The sequence below is a fragment of the Nonomuraea sp. NPDC048892 genome (assembly GCF_040649735.1).
Taxonomy (GTDB): Bacteria; Actinomycetota; Actinomycetes; order Streptosporangiales; family Streptosporangiaceae; genus Nonomuraea; species Nonomuraea maheshkhaliensis.
Window position 1 is genome coordinate 217,411 of sequence record NZ_JBEZFZ010000005.1, and the last position, 14,932, is coordinate 232,342.

General features: G+C 71.6%; 14 protein-coding genes and 2 pseudogenes. 9 read left to right on the forward strand and 7 right to left on the reverse strand.

The genetic code is table 11. The annotated features are described in order from the left end of the window. Positions 1-20: 20 nt before the first annotated feature. The 3 genes from AB0C28_RS18350 to AB0C28_RS18360 form a co-directional block, all read right to left on the reverse strand. Complete coding sequence (locus AB0C28_RS18350) at positions 21-686, reverse strand: TetR/AcrR family transcriptional regulator (RefSeq protein WP_358075841.1); 666 nt, start codon at positions 684-686, stop codon at positions 21-23. A gap of 290 nt (positions 687-976) precedes the next feature. Next, complete coding sequence (locus AB0C28_RS18355) at positions 977-1,414, reverse strand: nuclear transport factor 2 family protein (RefSeq protein ID WP_357855721.1); 438 nt, start codon at positions 1,412-1,414, stop codon at positions 977-979. 58 nt (positions 1,415-1,472) lie between these two features. Next, a complete protein-coding gene (locus tag AB0C28_RS18360; protein ID WP_358075844.1) occupies positions 1,473-2,168 on the reverse strand; it encodes a helix-turn-helix domain-containing protein in 696 nt (231 codons plus the stop codon). 119 nt (positions 2,169-2,287) lie between these two features. On the opposite strand from AB0C28_RS18360, the gene AB0C28_RS18365 reads away from it, so the two are divergent. From AB0C28_RS18365 to AB0C28_RS18380, 4 genes are all read left to right on the forward strand, one after another. Next, on the forward strand, positions 2,288-2,797 hold the full coding sequence (locus tag AB0C28_RS18365) for a DUF2231 domain-containing protein (protein ID WP_358075847.1): 510 nt from the start codon (positions 2,288-2,290) through the stop codon (positions 2,795-2,797). An 83-nt stretch (positions 2,798-2,880) separates the two neighbouring features. After that, the gene (locus tag AB0C28_RS18370; RefSeq protein ID WP_358075850.1) at positions 2,881-3,354 is read left to right on the forward strand and encodes a hypothetical protein; all 474 of its coding nucleotides are present in this window, start codon (positions 2,881-2,883) and stop codon (positions 3,352-3,354) included. 23 nt (positions 3,355-3,377) lie between these two features. Beyond that, positions 3,378-3,743 (forward strand): arsenate reductase family protein, encoded by a 366-nt coding sequence (locus tag AB0C28_RS18375; protein WP_357855731.1) that lies wholly within the window; start codon positions 3,378-3,380, stop codon positions 3,741-3,743. A 171-nt stretch (positions 3,744-3,914) separates the two neighbouring features. After that, positions 3,915-4,445: a hypothetical protein gene (locus AB0C28_RS18380; protein WP_358075852.1), complete on the forward strand. Its 531-nt coding sequence runs from the start codon at positions 3,915-3,917 to the stop codon at positions 4,443-4,445. Positions 4,446-4,562: 117 nt separating this feature from the next. Here the strand turns inward: AB0C28_RS18380 and tnpA are convergent. Beyond that, a pseudogene (gene tnpA / locus AB0C28_RS18385) lies at positions 4,563-4,999 on the reverse strand (IS200/IS605 family transposase). A 4-nt stretch (positions 5,000-5,003) separates the two neighbouring features. On the opposite strand from tnpA, the gene AB0C28_RS18390 reads away from it, so the two are divergent. Then, positions 5,004-6,212 carry a transposase gene (locus AB0C28_RS18390; protein ID WP_358075855.1) on the forward strand — a complete coding sequence of 403 codons (1,209 nt, stop codon included), beginning with the start codon at positions 5,004-5,006 and terminating at the stop codon, positions 6,210-6,212. A 335-nt stretch (positions 6,213-6,547) separates the two neighbouring features. Here the strand turns inward: AB0C28_RS18390 and AB0C28_RS18395 are convergent. Further along, positions 6,548-6,829: pseudogene (locus tag AB0C28_RS18395) on the reverse strand (winged helix-turn-helix domain-containing protein); the annotation flags it as partial. A 49-nt stretch (positions 6,830-6,878) separates the two neighbouring features. Between AB0C28_RS18395 and AB0C28_RS18400 the strand changes: the two are divergent. Continuing rightward, positions 6,879-8,372, forward strand: coding sequence for a serine/threonine-protein kinase (locus AB0C28_RS18400; RefSeq protein ID WP_358075858.1), 1,494 nt, complete (start codon positions 6,879-6,881; stop codon positions 8,370-8,372). Between the two features lie 9 nt (positions 8,373-8,381). On the opposite strand, the gene AB0C28_RS18405 is transcribed toward AB0C28_RS18400, so the two are convergent. Both AB0C28_RS18405 and AB0C28_RS18410 read right to left on the reverse strand, forming a co-directional pair. Then, positions 8,382-9,896, reverse strand: a complete 1,515-nt coding sequence (locus tag AB0C28_RS18405; protein ID WP_358075861.1) for an ABC transporter substrate-binding protein — start codon at positions 9,894-9,896, stop codon at positions 8,382-8,384. A gap of 90 nt (positions 9,897-9,986) precedes the next feature. Then, on the reverse strand, positions 9,987-10,718 hold the full coding sequence (locus tag AB0C28_RS18410; protein WP_357855747.1) for an SDR family oxidoreductase: 732 nt from the start codon (positions 10,716-10,718) through the stop codon (positions 9,987-9,989). A 73-nt stretch (positions 10,719-10,791) separates the two neighbouring features. On the opposite strand from AB0C28_RS18410, the gene AB0C28_RS18415 reads away from it, so the two are divergent. The 3 genes from AB0C28_RS18415 to AB0C28_RS18425 form a co-directional block, all read left to right on the forward strand. After that, on the forward strand, positions 10,792-11,604 hold the full coding sequence (locus tag AB0C28_RS18415) for a helix-turn-helix transcriptional regulator (RefSeq protein WP_357855750.1): 813 nt from the start codon (positions 10,792-10,794) through the stop codon (positions 11,602-11,604). Positions 11,605-11,758: 154 nt separating this feature from the next. Then, positions 11,759-13,030: a phospholipase D-like domain-containing protein gene (locus AB0C28_RS18420; protein WP_358075864.1), complete on the forward strand. Its 1,272-nt coding sequence runs from the start codon at positions 11,759-11,761 to the stop codon at positions 13,028-13,030. A gap of 48 nt (positions 13,031-13,078) precedes the next feature. Beyond that, positions 13,079-14,932, forward strand: a 1,854-nt coding sequence (locus AB0C28_RS18425; protein WP_358075867.1) for a DUF2264 domain-containing protein, incomplete at its 3' end; no start/stop codon positions are given.

Consider the following 14,932-nt stretch of genomic DNA (forward strand, 5'->3'; position numbering starts at 1 on the left):
GGCCGGGCTCAGGCCGTGGGTCAGCGGTGCCGGTCGAGGCCGGTGGCGAGTTCGGCGATGGCCTCGTCGATCTGCCGGCCCAGCACGGCCATCGACGGCGTCAGCTCAGGGCCGGGCCCCGGCAGCAGCCACTGATCCAGGACGACCCGGAGCGCCGACAGCACCGCCGCCGCGCACACCGCCGGATAGACGGGGCCGTCCCCGGGGCTCTGGCCTTGAGGGAGGCCGAGGCGGTCGGCTATCGCGGTGGCGAGAGCCTGTTCTTGGGTGGCGAGCACGGCCAGTTTCTGCGGCACCAGCGACGGCGCCTTCCTGATCAGCCGCATCGCCTCGATGTAGTCGCGGCCGGCCGCGTCGCTGCGGTTCATGACGGTGAGCACCGCCTCGCGGAACGCCTGGAGCACCGACTCGGTGAGCGGCCGGGCCCGGAACTCGGCGATGAGCGCCTCCGCCCCGGACGACAGCGAGGCCACCACCGCCTCCTCCTTGCTGGAGAAGTAGTTGAAGAAGGTGCGCAGCGCGATGTCGGCCTCGTAGGCGATCTGCTCGACCGTGACGTTCTCGACGCCGTGCCGCAACGACAGGCGGAGCGCGGCTTCGCGCAACGCGGCCCGCGTGGCCTGTTTCTTACGCTCACGGCGCCCGACGACCGGCTCAGCGGTCGCGGTCGGCGCAGGATGGCTCACCCGTTCTCCTCTCCCGTCGCGGTCGGCCGGTCCCTCATTATGGGGCTTCGGCCGACCACGCCAGGACGGCTCCGGGTGACCGCTACGGGTGGGCCCGCCTCGGTGGGGTGATCAGGCGATGAGCCCGTACTCGATGGCCGTGGCGGCGGTGGCCGCGACCTGGGTGATCACCAGGGCGACCAGTGCGACGGCGAGCAGGATGACGAACCTGACGGCAGCGCGCATGGGAGCTCCCCCTTCTGATGGGTTCGCCCCCGATGATGCGATCCCGGCCCACCCCCGTCCAGACCTCACGCCTTGATCGTGGTGCCCTGCGCGGAGACGAGGTGCCAGAGGCCGGGAGAGGAGGCGGCGTACACATGGGTGTACCGGCTCGCGGCGCTGAACGGGGTGCCGTCGGGGTTGGTGAAGTTCATCCCGGTACGCCCGACGACGATCCCCACGTCCCCGACCACCCGCACGATCGCCTCACCGGGGAACGACTCGATCCTCGGGAACTCCAGAGCCCCGGACGCGAGCAGGCCGATGACCGTCTCCTTGTCGGCGACGGCGCCGTCCTCGACACTCACGAGGAGGAAGTCGTCCGACAGCAGCTCCTTCAGCCGGCCGGCGTCACCGCTCGTCAGAGCGTTGAAGAAGCTCTGGTCGTGGTCGAGGAGGATGTCGCGGAGAGTGTTGTGCGGCGTGCCCTCGGAAGTGCCGCCGGAAGTGTCGTGGTCGGGGGTCATGGGCGTCCGTTCGTCGAGGCCGGGAGACCGAGGGTAGACGTTGACGCCGGTGTCAAGGTCAAGCGGGTGGTGTCCTGGGGGCGAGTGCGACGCAGCAGCCGTCGGGTCTGGGCGCGAGGGTGGTGTCGAGCGTGGTGGCGCCGAGACCGTCGAGGAGGCCGGAGACGAAGGCGTGGTTGATGGCGCAGACGAGGTCGGGGTCGTCGGCCGCCATCGGGTGGAACGGGCAGTTGCGCAGGGTCATCCGGGTGGGGGCGTCGCGGGACGGTTCGAAGCCGTGGCGTTCGAGCAGGTCGGCGACGTAGGTGAGGGCCCGTTCCGGGCCGAGCCGCCCTGGCCTGAGCCGGTCGCGGTCGGCCGCGCCCAGTGACCGCCCGTGGGAGGCGGCCGAGCGCAGCGCAGCGTCGGTGCCGCTCTCGCCGGGGGCTTGGTGACGTACGGCCCGCAGCAGGATGCCGGCCAGCAGGCCGTGCTCGCGCGGCGGGATGCTGATCTGCAGGCTCGTCTCGGCCGGTGCGTACACCTTGGGCGTACGGCCCGCACGGCGCAGGCCGGCCGGGCGGGCGTAGGAGACGGAGAGCAGGCCGACGGCGACGAGCTTGTCGAGGTGGAAGGCGGCGAGCTTGCGCGAGATGCCCGCGCCGCGCGCCGCCTCGTCGCGGGTCACGGGGGCAGGCGAGCGGCGGACGTGGTCGTAGAGGCGGCGTCGCAGGTCGTCGCCGAGCACCGCGACGGCTTCGAGCGCTGAGCTCATGCGATGAGAGTAACACCCAGGACAGTGGGTCAAATGGTGAGGACAGCCTCATCTAGCTGCGTGGCCATAGACCGCAGGCCGAATAAAGCCAAAACTTGTTGGCAAATAGGAGGTGGGCCGTGACGAGTCCACTGCATCGCGCCAAGCGCCCGGCGACCGCTCTCGCCGGCCCGTACGGGCACCCGTTCCATCCGATCCTGGTCACCGTGCCCATCGGCGCCTGGGTGACGAGCCTGGTCTTCGACCTCGCCTCGTACGTCGTGCCCGACCCTGCCTTCCTGGTCAGGGGCTCGCTCTGGCTGATCGCGACCGGTGTGCTCGGGGCGCTGGGGGCGGCCCTGCTCGGGTTCCTCGACTTCCTCGGCATCGAACGGGGGACCGCCGCGTACCGCACGGGGATCGTGCACATGTGCCTCAACCTGACGGTCACCGCCGCATACGGCCTGGCCTGGGCCTGGCGCGCCGCCGGCGGCGCCACAGCCGAGCCGGTCGCCGCCGGGCAGGTGGTCCTGTCGGCCGTCAGCCTGGCCGCACTGACGGTTTCGGGCTACCTGGGAGGCAAGCTCGCCTACCGCTACGGCGTCCGCGTCGCCGACGAGAAGACGCAGGCCGACGGTTTCCACACCTGATCCGTGCCTGGTCCGGACTCGATCCGCACCTGGCCTGCACCCCCATCCGCACCCGATCCGTACCTGATCCGAGAAGGAGGATCATGGACATCGCCGCACTCATCACCTGGATCGTCACCGCGCTCGGCGGCTTCGCCTTGCTGGGCATCTGGATCTCCCGGGGCGGCCTGCGCCGCGAGGAGGGCGCCGGCACCCGGCTGCCCACCCCGGTGGTCTTCGGGCATCTGCTGCTCGCCGCCGCCGGGCTGGTCGCCTGGATCCTCTACCTGGCGACCCGCTCGACCGGCCTCGCCTGGACGGCACTGATCATCCTGGTGCCGGTGGCCCTGCTCGGCTTCGTCATGCTGGCCCGCTGGATCCCGATCTACCGCGCCCCCGCCCCGGAGACCGCGGCCCCCACGACCGCCGCCTCCGAGATCACTGCCCCTGGGACCGTCCCCGGTGCCTCCGGAGCCGTCGCGCCGGCCGAGCGGCACTTCCCCGTCGCGGTCGTCGTCGGGCACGGGCTGCTGGCCGTCATCACGCTCGTGCTCGTCCTGCTCACCGTCCTCGCCTGAGGCCGCCGGTACGGTCGTGGGTCATGGAGATCTGGATCAACCCCGCCTGTTCGAAGTGCCGCTCCGCCCTGTCCGTCCTGGACGCCGAGGCTGCCGACTACACCGTGCGGCACTACCTGGAGGACCCGCCGGACGAGGCGGAGCTGCGCGAGGTCCTGGCCCGGCTCGGCCTCGAACCGTGGGACATCACCAGGACCGGTGAGGCACGGGCGGCCGAGCTGGGTCTGGACGCCTGGCCGCGCGACGCCGCCCACCGCGAGCGGTGGATCGAGGCGCTGGCGAAGGATCCGATCCTGATCCAGCGCCCGATCATCACCGCCGACGACGGATCGGCGGTGGTCGCCCGCTCCGAGGAGGCGGTACGCCGTGCGCTCGGAACCGATGGCTGACGTGGGGTGACGGCGGTCGACAGGACCGGCGACGGCCAGTGACGGCCAGTGACGGGCGGCGACGGGCGGCGACGGGCGGCGACGAGACGGCGTTCGGCGTGGCACCGGCCAGGGCGGGAGCACGTTCGTCACAATGGGGATCACTGCGATCACGGTGTGCGAGGAGGGCGGATGCGGTCCATCACGAGCGTGGCGGCGGCGCTCGCCCTCGCCGCCTCGCCGGCCGCCGTCCCCCTGAGCGCCCCACCGGCCGCCGCCACCGCCGCCACCACTCCCACCACCACTGCCGCCACTGCCGCCGCCACTGCCGCCACCGACGACAACGACAACGACGACGAGCCGAAGTGGCGCAAGCTCACGTCCTTCCGCATCTCACCCGAGGCACCGCACCAGAACGACGTCCTCAGGGTCCTCCTGCACTGCCCCGTCGAGGCGAACCACGCGATCCTCGGCTCCACCGCGTTCATGCTGAAAGGCTCATGGCGCCGCTACCGCGAGGTGGGCGTGGGCCTGACGAGCCGGGGCTTCGGCCGGCGGGCCGTGATCATCTCCCGCTACGCGCCCCCGGGCGACCATGTGGTGCGGATGAAGTGCGTCAAGGTGACCATCCACAAGCCGAGCGGCCTGCGGAAGGTCAAGGTGCTCAGCCGGGACGCGCTGCCGCTCACGGTGCGCCATTTCCACATCGGGCAGTACTTCTGACCGGCTACCAGAATTGTCGGCAGTGCTCCGGGCTTCAGCCCGGGGGTGAAGCCGACCGTCCCGCGTAGCAGGGTAAGAGCGGCCGATTCGCCACCGGGCGGACCGGCGTCCACCCGCTCAGACGGGTCGGTTCTGCTGTTCGATGTACTGGCGCAGGGCACTGGTCGGCGCGCCTCCCACCGAGCCGGCGAAGGAGGATCTGGGCCACAGCTTGTTCGCCCGGTAGTAGTGGGCGGCCAGTTCGGGGAATTCCTGTCGCATCGGCCGCGAGGAGACACCTTTGTGGCTGTTGACCAGCTTTCGACAGAGCGATCTTGGGGGGAAGTCGATCAGCGGGTGGACGTGGTTGTTCTCGCCGTTGAACTCGGCCAGGCCGGTTTCCCAGGCCGGTTTCGAAGTCGGCGCAGACGGCCCGCATGATCTCTTCCAGGCGGGTCAGGTGCGCGTCGGTGAACACCTGATGCCGGAAATTTGGTCTCGAAAACCAAATGAGCGTGGAGCAGGAAAACGCAGTGTCTGCCGGTTCTGATATCGCTGTCCCGGCCATAGCCCAACTGTATGGTGATCGGGTGCAGTTGCGGTACGCCTAGGATCGACCCGACCCCCGCCCAGCGGATCGCGCTGGGCCGGGCGTTCGGGTGCGCCCGGACGGTGTTCAACGACGCACTGCGCATGCGCAACGACGCCCATGAGAACGGGTTCCCGTTCGTGAGTGACGCCGAGCTGTCGCGCCAGGTCATCACCGAGGCGAAGAAACGCCCCGATCGGGCGTGGCTGGGCGAGGTGCCAGCCGTGGTGTTGCAGCAGGCGCTCGCCGACTGCACGACGGCGTTCCGGAACTTCTTCGCATCGGTGTCGGGCAGGCGCAGGGGCCCGAAGCTCGCCCCGCCCCGGTTCCGGTCCCGCAAGGACAACCGGCAGGCGATCCGGTTCACCAAGAATGCCCGGTTCAAGGTGAGCCAGAACGGGAAACTCGTCCTGCCGAAGATCGGCGAGGTCGCGGTGCGCTGGTCACGGGACCTGCCTGCCGACCCGTCCTCGGTCACGGTCATCAAGGACGCGGCGGGCCGGTATTTCGCCAGCTTCGTGGTCGAGGTCACCGCGCAACGGCTGCCCGGCATCGAAGCCGAGACCGGGATCGACCTCGGGCTCGGGCACTTCGCCGTCCTGCCGGACGGAACGAAGATCGACTCTCCGCGTTTCCTGCGCCGGGCGGAGAAACGGCTGAAGAAAGCTCAACGTGTCCTGTCCCGGAAAGAGAAGGGCAGCAAGAACCGCGACAAGGCCCGGCACAAGGTCGCCCGCGCGCACGCACGGGTCGCCGACGCCCGCCGCGAATTCCACCACCAGCTCTCGACGCAGATCATCCGCGAGAACCAAGCGGTGTTCGTGGAGGACCTGGCGGTGGGCGGACTGGCGCGCACGAGGCTGGCCAAGAGTGTGCACGATGCCGGCTGGTCGGCGTTCGTGAACATGCTGGAGTACAAAGCGAAACTGTACGACAGGACATTCGCCAAGGTCAGCCGATGGTTTCCTTCCTCCAAGCTGTGTTCAGCGTGTGGAAACGTAACCGAGGCGATGCCTCTGCAAGTCCGGGAATGGACCTGCGCGTGTGGCGCGGTTCACGACCGCGACATCAACGCTGCGATCAATATCCTGGCCGCCGGACGGGCGGACAGGCTCAACGCCTGTGGAGGGCCGGTCAGACCATCCTTCGGGATGGCACAGCCCCGCGAAGCAGGAAGCCACGGCAGTGCCGCCGCGTGAACGGGGCGGCACGGGCCAGAATCTTCGGGTTTCAGCCCGGAGAGCTCGTCAACAGTCGTGCACCGTGCCGGGCAGGCAGATACGCCTGCCCGTATGGATGCTGTGCCGTCGGCCGCTCATCGCGCTTCACTCCGAGCCCCGGCTCCTCGCCAGGATGCAGGTGGCCGTCGGTAGCCTTGACGTCCTTCAACGCGGTGTCCACCGCCGCGATGGCGGCCATGGTCACAGGGCCGCGCCGCCAGTTCGTGCCCCAGTAGCGGAACTCGGCCAGCGGCAGCGTGGAGGGCGTCGTAGCTGCGGGCCTGGACGGACGACTGCTCCCTGACGAACGACCCCCTGCCGGGGGCCACCTCGATCAGGTGCTGGGCCTCCAGCCGCCGCAGCACCTCGCGCACCACGTTGCGGCTGGCGCCGAACTGCACGGCGAGCTCGCGCTCCGACGGGAGCTTGGCGCCCGGCGCGATGTCGCCCGAGCGGATGTCGTGCTCCAGCTGGCGCGCGATGCGCTCGGTCAGCAGGCCCCGGTAGGACGGTGACTGCTCGTGGCCCATCGGCGCTGGCGGGTCGGTGGGCATGCGAAGAGAATACAGCAGCGCCAAGAGGGCCAATTCGGGCATTGATCAGTAAGATCACCCTGTTTCGATGATCCGGCGATCGGGAGCCCCGATGAGCGACTCCGGCGGCTTCGGCCCCCTCACGGCGGACGAGCGCGAGGTCATCGGCCCCTATCGGATCGCGGGCCGGATGGGCGCCGGCGGCATGGGCGTGGTCTACGCGGGCATCGCGCCCGACGGCGCCAGGGTCGCGGTCAAGGTGATCCATCCCGGGCTGGCCGCCGACCCCGACTTCCACGCCCGCTTCGTGCGCGAGGTCGACATGCTGTCCCGCGTACGGGGCCGGTGCACGGTCTCGGTGCTCGCCGCCGACACCGCCGCGATGCCGCCGTGGCTGGCCACCGAGTACGTCCCAGGCCCGACCCTGAACGCTTTCGTCCGTGGTGACGGGCCGCTGGCGTACGAGCGGCTGACCGACTTAGGCGTGGACATCGCCGAGGCGCTGACCGACATCCACCGGGCCGGCGTCGTGCACCGCGACCTGAAGCCCGGCAACGTGATCCTGTCCGCGTCCGGCGCGAAGGTGCTCGACTTCGGCATCGCGCGGGCCCTCGACGAGAGCGGGCTCACCGGCACCGGCGGCCTGATCGGCACGCCGGGGTGGATCAGCCCCGAGCAGTACCGGGGCGAGCAGGCCGACGCCGCCGCCGACGTCTTCGCGTGGGGCGCGCTGATGACGTACGCGGCGACGGGACAGCCGCCGTTCGGCACCGGACCGCCCGAGGTGCTGGCCTACCGCGTCATGAGCGCCGACCCCGACGTGTCCGGGGTGCCCGCTCCCCTGCGCGCCCTGGTGCGCGCCGCCCTGGCCAAGGACCGCGCGGCCCGGCCCGCCGCGCACGAGGTTCTCGCCAGGATGGCCGCGATCAGGGCGGGCGCGGCCGACCCGGCCGGGGGCGGGAAACGGGTGACGGTGCCGCTGTGGCCGGTGGCGGCGGCCGCCACCGCGGTCGTCGTGGCGGGCGTGGTGATCGCGGTGAGCTCGTCCGGGGTGCTGGGCGCGCTCGTGTCGCCGGGCAGGTCCTCTGGCAGCGCCGACGCCGCCGAGCAGACCTCCGAGAGCTCCGGCGACACGCCGTCCGACATGCCGTCCGACATGCCGTCCGACACGCTGTCCGACACCCCGGAACGGACGCCCGACGACACCCCCGAGCCGACCCCCGAGCCAACCCCGGAGAAGAGCCAGAAAAAGCGCGCCGCGAAGACTCCCGAGGAGAGCGAGACCCCGAGCCCGAGCCGAGCCCGCCGGCCCTCCATCCCGTGCGCGACCTCGTCCGCCGTGCTGAGCTACCTGAAGCGGCTGAACCAGGGCAGCCTGCCCGACGACGCCCGCGTCACCGGCATGAGGTGCTCGGGCCGGTGGGTGGCCGCCCGGATCGACTCGCCGAGCGTCGGCGGCGTGAAACTGATCGCGACCCAGGACGCCGGCGGCTTCACCGGCGGCGAGTACGGCAGCAACGTCTGCTCGGTGACCGACCAGCCGTCCCTGCTCAGGAGCGCGCCCGCGACCATCCGTGACTGGTTGTGCCCCAACGGCTTCAGCTGACCGCGCCCCTCACCGGGTGGGCGCGTAGCCGTAGAGGGACGGCGCCGCCATGCCGTCCTGCGGGCTGATCGTCACCGTGCCGTCGGACACGTGCAGGTACGTCATCCGGAAGAAGGGCACGAACCAGCCGTCCTCGACCAGATGCCGGTTGAGCGCTTCGAGGTCGGCCTCAGCCGGCTTGTCCCTGAGCTTCGGCAGCAGCCGCCGCACCGTGGCGTCGGTGTAGCCGGCCGGGTTGAGCCGCCCAGGCAGCACCAGGTCGCGCAGCACGGCCCAGTCGTCGGACGACTGGCGCAGCGTCATGACCAGCCCCGGGTACGCCTGCTCCAGCAGGATCCGCCGCAGGGTCGAGCCGTGGTCGAGCGGCTCCCACACCACCTCCACGCCGACCGCGCCCAGGTCGTTCCTGAGCAAGGAGGCCAGCGCGGGGCTCACCACGGCCGGGTCGCGCGGCAGCCGGAGCGTGAACCCGTTCGCCAGCCCGGCCTCGGCCAGCAGCTCGCGCGCCCTGGCTCGGTTGAGCGCGTAGTAGGTGTCGAGCTCGGGCCGGTATCCGGCCGTGCCGGGCCCGAAGACCTGGCCGGTGACCTGGCCGCGGCCCTGCCGGAGCTTGCTCAGCAGGGTCGGGCGGTCCACGGCGTAGTTGAGCGCCCTGCGCACCCGTGGGTCCTTCAGCTCGGGCGCCACCGCGCCCGCGCGGTCGAACAGCAGCAGGCCCTGAAGGTCGGCGACCTGCTCGACGGTGCTGAACCTGGGGTCGTTCCTGACGGCGAGCTGCTGGGCCGGGTCGCGGAGCAGGGCGGCGTCGAACCGGCCGGCCGTCAGGCCGGTGACGATCGCGCTCTCGTCGGGGAGGTAGCTGAACGTGATCGTGTCGTAGGGGAGCCGCGCGCCCCGGTAGCCGGCCGCCCTGGTGAACACCCACGTGTAGCCGGCCACCGTCCTGGCCTGGTCCAGCTCGTACGGGCCGGTGCCGCTCGGCTCGATCCGCAGCCCCTCACCGGGCAGCCCCGACGGGGCGGCCACGAGGCCGGCCGGGCCGCTGAGCGAGTCGAGCAGCCCGGGGTCGGGCTCCGGCAGGACCAGCCGCACTCGCGTGGCGTCCACCACCTCGACCGCCTCGACCCCGGCCAGCGCGCCGGCCGCGACGCCGTCACCCTGCCGGAGGTGATCCAGGTTCGCCTTGGCCGCGCTCGCGTCGAAGGGGGTGCCGTCGTCGAACCGCACGCCGGTGCGCAGGGTGAGCGTCAGCGTGGTCCTGGCGGCGTCGTAGGCCCATCCGGTGGCGAGCATGGGGCTGAGCGTGCCGTCCGGCTCGCGTTTGACCAGGGTGTCGTAGACCGCCTGGAAGTACGGCAGGGTGCCGGCGGTCGCGTCTTCTGTGTCGAAGCTCGTGAGCAGGGTCGTGGTGGCGAGGTCGAGAGATGTGTCGGCCGGCGCCGGCGCCGCGCCGCCGTGGGGCGCGCACCCCGCCAGCACCGTCACCGCGGCCAGCAAGGCGAGCAACCGCGCGGGTGCGGGCATGACACTCACTCCGTCTCACGAGAGCAGGCTCGGCGGAAGGCGATCTTCCGGGTCAGCCCATTGTCCCGCCGGCCGGGAGCACCTGTGCCGTTACCAGGGGACGGTGGTCCCGTCCCAGGAGACGTACGCGCCGGTGGGGCCGTCGTCGGGAAGCAGGGCCAGCCGCACGGCCGCCTCCGCCGCCTCGGCCGGGTCGCCGCCCGAGGCGGCGCGCTCGGTGAGATCGGTCTTGCGCAGCCCGGGAGCCAGGGCGTTCACCTTGAACCCCGCCTCGTCCAGCGCCTGCGCGTAGTAGATCGTCAGGGCGTTCAGCGCCGCCTTGGACGAGCGGTAGGCGGCGGCCGAGCCGGCCGCGACCGCGAACCCGTGCGACGGGTCCGCGCTCCAGGTCAGCGAGCCGGTGCCGCTGGAGACGTTTACGATCCTGGGCCTGGGGGAGCGGCGCAGCGCGGGCAGGAAGGCGTTGGTGACCGCGAGGACGCCGAAGACATTCGTCTCGTACGTACGCCGGAAGGAGTCGAGTCCCGCGTCGGGCGCCTTCGCGTCGTCGGTCATGATCCCGGCGTTGTTGACCAGGATGTCCAGCCGGCCCACCTCCCGTGCCGCGGCCGCGATGCTCCCTTCGTCGGTGACGTCGAGGACCAGCGGCCGGGTGTCGCCGCCGATCTCCTTGACCGCCTGCTCGCCCCGGCCGAGGTCGCGCGAGCCGACGTAGACGGTGCAGCCCGCGTCCGCGAGCTGCCGGGCTATCTCCTTGCCGATCCCCTTGTTGGCGCCGGTGACCAGCGCGACGGAATCCCGTGGTGCCGTGATGTCGTTCATGCCTTCGACGATGCCCCCGGCGACAGGGGTTCAGCCAGGGACAGCCGATCCCTGGAAGAGAGGGGAGACGCGCGTGGCCAAGCGGGAGCTGGCCCGTTTCCTGCGGGCGCGGAGGGAGGGCCTGCGTCCCGCCGACGTGGGGCTGCCCGCCGACCGGCGGCGCAGGACACCGGGGCTGCGCAGGGAAGAGGTGGCTGAGCTGGCGAACATGTCGGTCGACTACTACGCCAGGCTCGAACAGGCGCGCGGGCCCCGCCCGTCGCCGCGCGTCCTCGACGCGCTCACCGGCGCGCTGCGGCTCGACCGCGCCGAGCGCACCCACCTGTTCCAGCTGGCCGGAGCGCCGCCCGCGCCGCCGCCCGGCCCGGTACGCCGCGTTCGTCCCGACGTGTCCGGGCTGCTCGACCGCATCCCCGACGCGGGCGCCATCGTCACCGACGCGAGTTACGACGTCGTCGCCTGGAACCCGCTCGCCCGCATCCTGCTGGGCGGGGACTTCGAGACCGAGCCCAACCTGGCCCGCCGCCGCTTCCTGGGCACCGGCCCGCTGCCCGAGAGCTCCGGCAGGGAGGAGTTCGGCCGCGTCGTGGTCTCCCGCCTGCGCCGGGCCGCCGAGCGGTACCCGAGAGACGTGGCGCTGGCCGGGCTGCTGCGTGAGCTGCGGGCGGGGAGCGCGGAGTTCGCCGAGCTCTGGGAGGCCAATCCGGTGCACGCGCCGGGCCACCGTACGAAGACGGTGCCGCATCCGGGCGGCGGCATGTTGAAGGTGAACTGCGACATTCTCGTGGTCCCCGACGACGATCAGCAGGTCGTCTTCATCACCGGGGACCCGGGCACGCCCGCCGCCCGCGCGCTGCGCGAGCTGAACCGTACGCGGGGCGACTAGCGCGGGGATCGTGGTGTGGCGGGCGGGCTCAACGGATGCTCAACGAGGGCTCAACAGCACCGGGCGCATCATGCGGATCGCCCTCCGGTGACGCTGGGAAGCGAGATCATGCGGTTGTGCGCCCAGGCGTCCGTGATCACGTACAGGAGCCCTCATGCGAATGAAGACACCCACCGTCCTGGCCTGTCTCGTGGCCTGTCTCGGGGCCTTAAGCATAAGCGTCGCGCCGGTCACCGGGGCGGCGGCCGACGTGAGCGGCCCGCCGGTGATGAACGCGCCGGTGTTCAACGACCCGACGGCCGGCTCGGGCGTCGCCGGCAGCCCGAGCGCCGCGCAGTCGGCCGTGATGGATCAGCTCATCAGGCTCGTCAAGGCCGTCCCCGCGGGCGGCGAGATCCGGTTCGCGATGCACGAGTTCGCCCCCGGTGACCGGCCGAGCGAGGTGGCCTCGTCGCTGATCGCCGCGCACGAGAGGGGCGTCGGCGTCCAGGTCATCATGGACAGTCAGGACGACGGCGGCAACGACGCCGTCTTCGGGCAGCTCAGTGCCGCGCTCGGCGCCACGGAGACGGCCGCGTCGTGGGCGGTGCGGTGCGAGTACCCGAGCCAGGACGTCAACCGCGGCTGCATCGCCCGCAACTACCTGCACGACAAGTTCGCCACCTTCTCCCGCGTCGTCGCCGGCGGCACCACCTACGACAAGGTCGTCTTCCAGAGCTCGTCGAACCTGTCGAACTGGTACCTGTACAACTCCTACAACGACGGGTTCACCCTCTCCGACCCCACCGTCTACGACGGCTACGTCCGTTACTTCAAGGACCTGCGCGCCGGGCGGCTCAAGCCGGTCAACCCCGACTACTTCTGGACGACTCCCACCGGCTCCACGTACAAGGGGCACTTCTTCCCCCGTCTGAGCTCGGAGGGCGACCCGATCGTCAACGTGCTCAAGCTGGTCGAATGCGGTTACAAGGACGCCGACGGCGTGAGCAGGCAGACGGACATCCGCCTGGCCCTGACGGCCTTCAACGCCGCCAGGAAGGAGATCGCCGACGAGCTGATCAGGCTGCGCGGCGAGAACTGCTGGATCGACATCGTGTACTACGACGACCCCGCGAAGCGGAACGTCACCGACTACATCAGGGGCCTGCTCGCCCGCAAGGCGTCGAACGGCAAGTATCTCCAGGTCAGGCCGTGCCGGTTCACCGTCGGCAACCGGTCGGTGGTGCCGCACACGAAGCTGATGATGATCGACGGCGCGTACGACGGCGGCATCACGCCCCGCGTCTACACGGGCAGCGCGAACTTCACCACGCTGGAGAACGCCGACGACTCCCTGCTCCGGATCAGCGGCCGTGACGTGCACTCCCAGTACCTGTCGTGGTTCTACAAGATCCGCAGCGCCTGCGGCGGTGGAACCGTCGGCTAGGCGGTCCCCGCGTCGGTAAGCGCTTACCCGCGTAGTATCCTCCGCCTCATGGCTTTTCGTCTCCCACCGTCCGACGACCACCTGTCCGGTCACACCGGTTGGACCCGGGCGCACTGGGAGGCCATGGCCGACCACCTGCTCGACTCCGTGCTCCCGTACGCGACGGACGGCTTCGCCCAGTTCCGTCTCCCGGGCCGGGCAAGCAGGTCGGGGCCGGTCAGCGACGGGCTGGAAGGGTTCGCCCGCACGTTCCTGCTCGCCGCCTTCAGGATCGCCGGCGCGGGCGGCCGGGTGCCGCCCGCGCTGATCGAGCGGTACGCGAGCGGCCTGGTGGCCGGCACCGACCCGGCGCACCCGCACGCCTGGCCGCCGCTGACCGACATGGCGCAGCAGCTCGTCGAGGCCGCCTCGATCGCGCTCGCCCTGCACGAGACCCGCCCGTGGCTGTTCGACCGGCTGGCCCCGGCCGAGCGGGAGCGGGTGGTGGCCTGGCTGGCCGGGTTCATCGGGCGGCGCACCCCGGACAACAACTGGGTGCTGTTCCGGGTGGTCGTCGAGCAGTTCCTGGCCGAGGTGGGCGGGCCGTACGAACCCGGCGAGATCCAGGGCGGCCTGGAGCGCATCGAGGGCTGGTACGCCGGCGACGGCTGGTACTCCGACGGCCAGGGCAAGAACTTCGACTACTACTGCGGCTGGGCCATGCACCTCTACCCGTCGCTGTGGGCCAGGATGGCCGGCGACAGCGCCCGCCAGGAGCTCTACGCCGCCCGGCTGCACCGCTTCCTGGGCCAGTACCAGCACTTCTTCGCCGCCGACGGCGGGCCTGTGCACCAGGGGCGGTCGCTGACGTACCGGTTCGCCACGGTCGTCCCGTTCTGGCTGGGCGCGCTGACCGGCGCCACGCCGCTGCCGCCCGGCCGCACCCGGCGCATCGCCAGCGGCGTGCTGCGCCACTTCGCCGAGCGTGGCGCGCCCGACGAGCGCGGCCTGCTCACCCTCGGCTGGTACGACGCCTTCGAGCCGGTCACGCAGTCGTACTCGGGGCCGGCGTCGCCGTACTGGGCCAGTAAGGCGTTCCTCGGCCTGCTGCTGCCCCCCGAGCACCCCGTCTGGACGGAGCCCGAGCAGGCCGCGCCCGTCGACCTGGCCGACCAGTCGATCGCCATGCCCGCGCCCGGCTGGCTGCTGCACGCCACCCGCGACGACGGCGTGGTCCGGCTGATCAACCACGGCAGCGACCGCGACCGCGTCCAGGACCAGGACGCCGCCCCCGACCCGCACTACCTCAAGCTCGCCTACACCAGCCACTCGGGACCCGAGACGGGAGACGTGGACAACCACCTGGCCGTCCTCGGCCCCGACGGCGCCGCCTCGCTCAGGCGGCGGATCGAACCCCTGGCCGTCGCCGACCGCTTCGCCGCCTCCGCCTACCAGGACGGCCCCGTCCGGGTGGTGACGGCCTCGGTCGTGGACGGGGCGGCCGAGATCAGGATCCACCGGGTCACCGCCCCCGCCGGGCGTCAGGTGCGCGACGGCGGTCACGCCCTGGCCGCCCCGGTGCCGCTCGACCTGGGGGAGGGGGAGGCCAGGCGGCCGGACGGGCTGGGCAGCGGTGTGCGGCCGCTGCACGGGTACACGGGCACGGGGATCGTCACGGCCGAGGGGGCCAACGCCTTCGGCCGCCTTTCGGCCACCCCGTACACGATCGGCGCCCACCCCGGCGGCACCGCCGTCTACGTCAGCCTGGTCTGGCTGGCCGGGACCCCGCCGGCGTCGCCCGGCGTGCGCGTCGAGGGGGACGACCTGGTCGTCCTCACCCTGGCCGGCGGCGACATGGCGACCGTCCACCTGAACGGCACCCCGTCCTGCAAACGGGCTCCCGCGCTGAACGGGACCCTGCGC

Excerpts from the sequence above, each read along its gene's own strand:
- AB0C28_RS18355 (WP_357855721.1), bottom strand. The coding sequence starts at position 1,414 with ATGACCCCCGACCACGACACTTCCGGCGGCACTTCCGAGGGCACGCCG.
- AB0C28_RS18360 (WP_358075844.1), bottom strand. The coding sequence starts at position 2,168 with ATGAGCTCAGCGCTCGAAGCCGTCGCGGTGCTCGGCGACGACCTGCGA.
- AB0C28_RS18370 (WP_358075850.1), top strand. The coding sequence starts at position 2,881 with ATGGACATCGCCGCACTCATCACCTGGATCGTCACCGCGCTCGGCGGC.
- AB0C28_RS18375 (WP_357855731.1), top strand. The coding sequence starts at position 3,378 with ATGGAGATCTGGATCAACCCCGCCTGTTCGAAGTGCCGCTCCGCCCTG.
- AB0C28_RS18380 (WP_358075852.1), top strand. The coding sequence starts at position 3,915 with ATGCGGTCCATCACGAGCGTGGCGGCGGCGCTCGCCCTCGCCGCCTCG.
- AB0C28_RS18390 (WP_358075855.1), top strand. The coding sequence starts at position 5,004 with ATGGTGATCGGGTGCAGTTGCGGTACGCCTAGGATCGACCCGACCCCC.
- AB0C28_RS18400 (WP_358075858.1), top strand. The coding sequence starts at position 6,879 with ATGAGCGACTCCGGCGGCTTCGGCCCCCTCACGGCGGACGAGCGCGAG.
- AB0C28_RS18405 (WP_358075861.1), bottom strand. The coding sequence starts at position 9,896 with ATGCCCGCACCCGCGCGGTTGCTCGCCTTGCTGGCCGCGGTGACGGTG.
- AB0C28_RS18410 (WP_357855747.1), bottom strand. The coding sequence starts at position 10,718 with ATGAACGACATCACGGCACCACGGGATTCCGTCGCGCTGGTCACCGGC.
- AB0C28_RS18420 (WP_358075864.1), top strand. The coding sequence starts at position 11,759 with ATGCGAATGAAGACACCCACCGTCCTGGCCTGTCTCGTGGCCTGTCTC.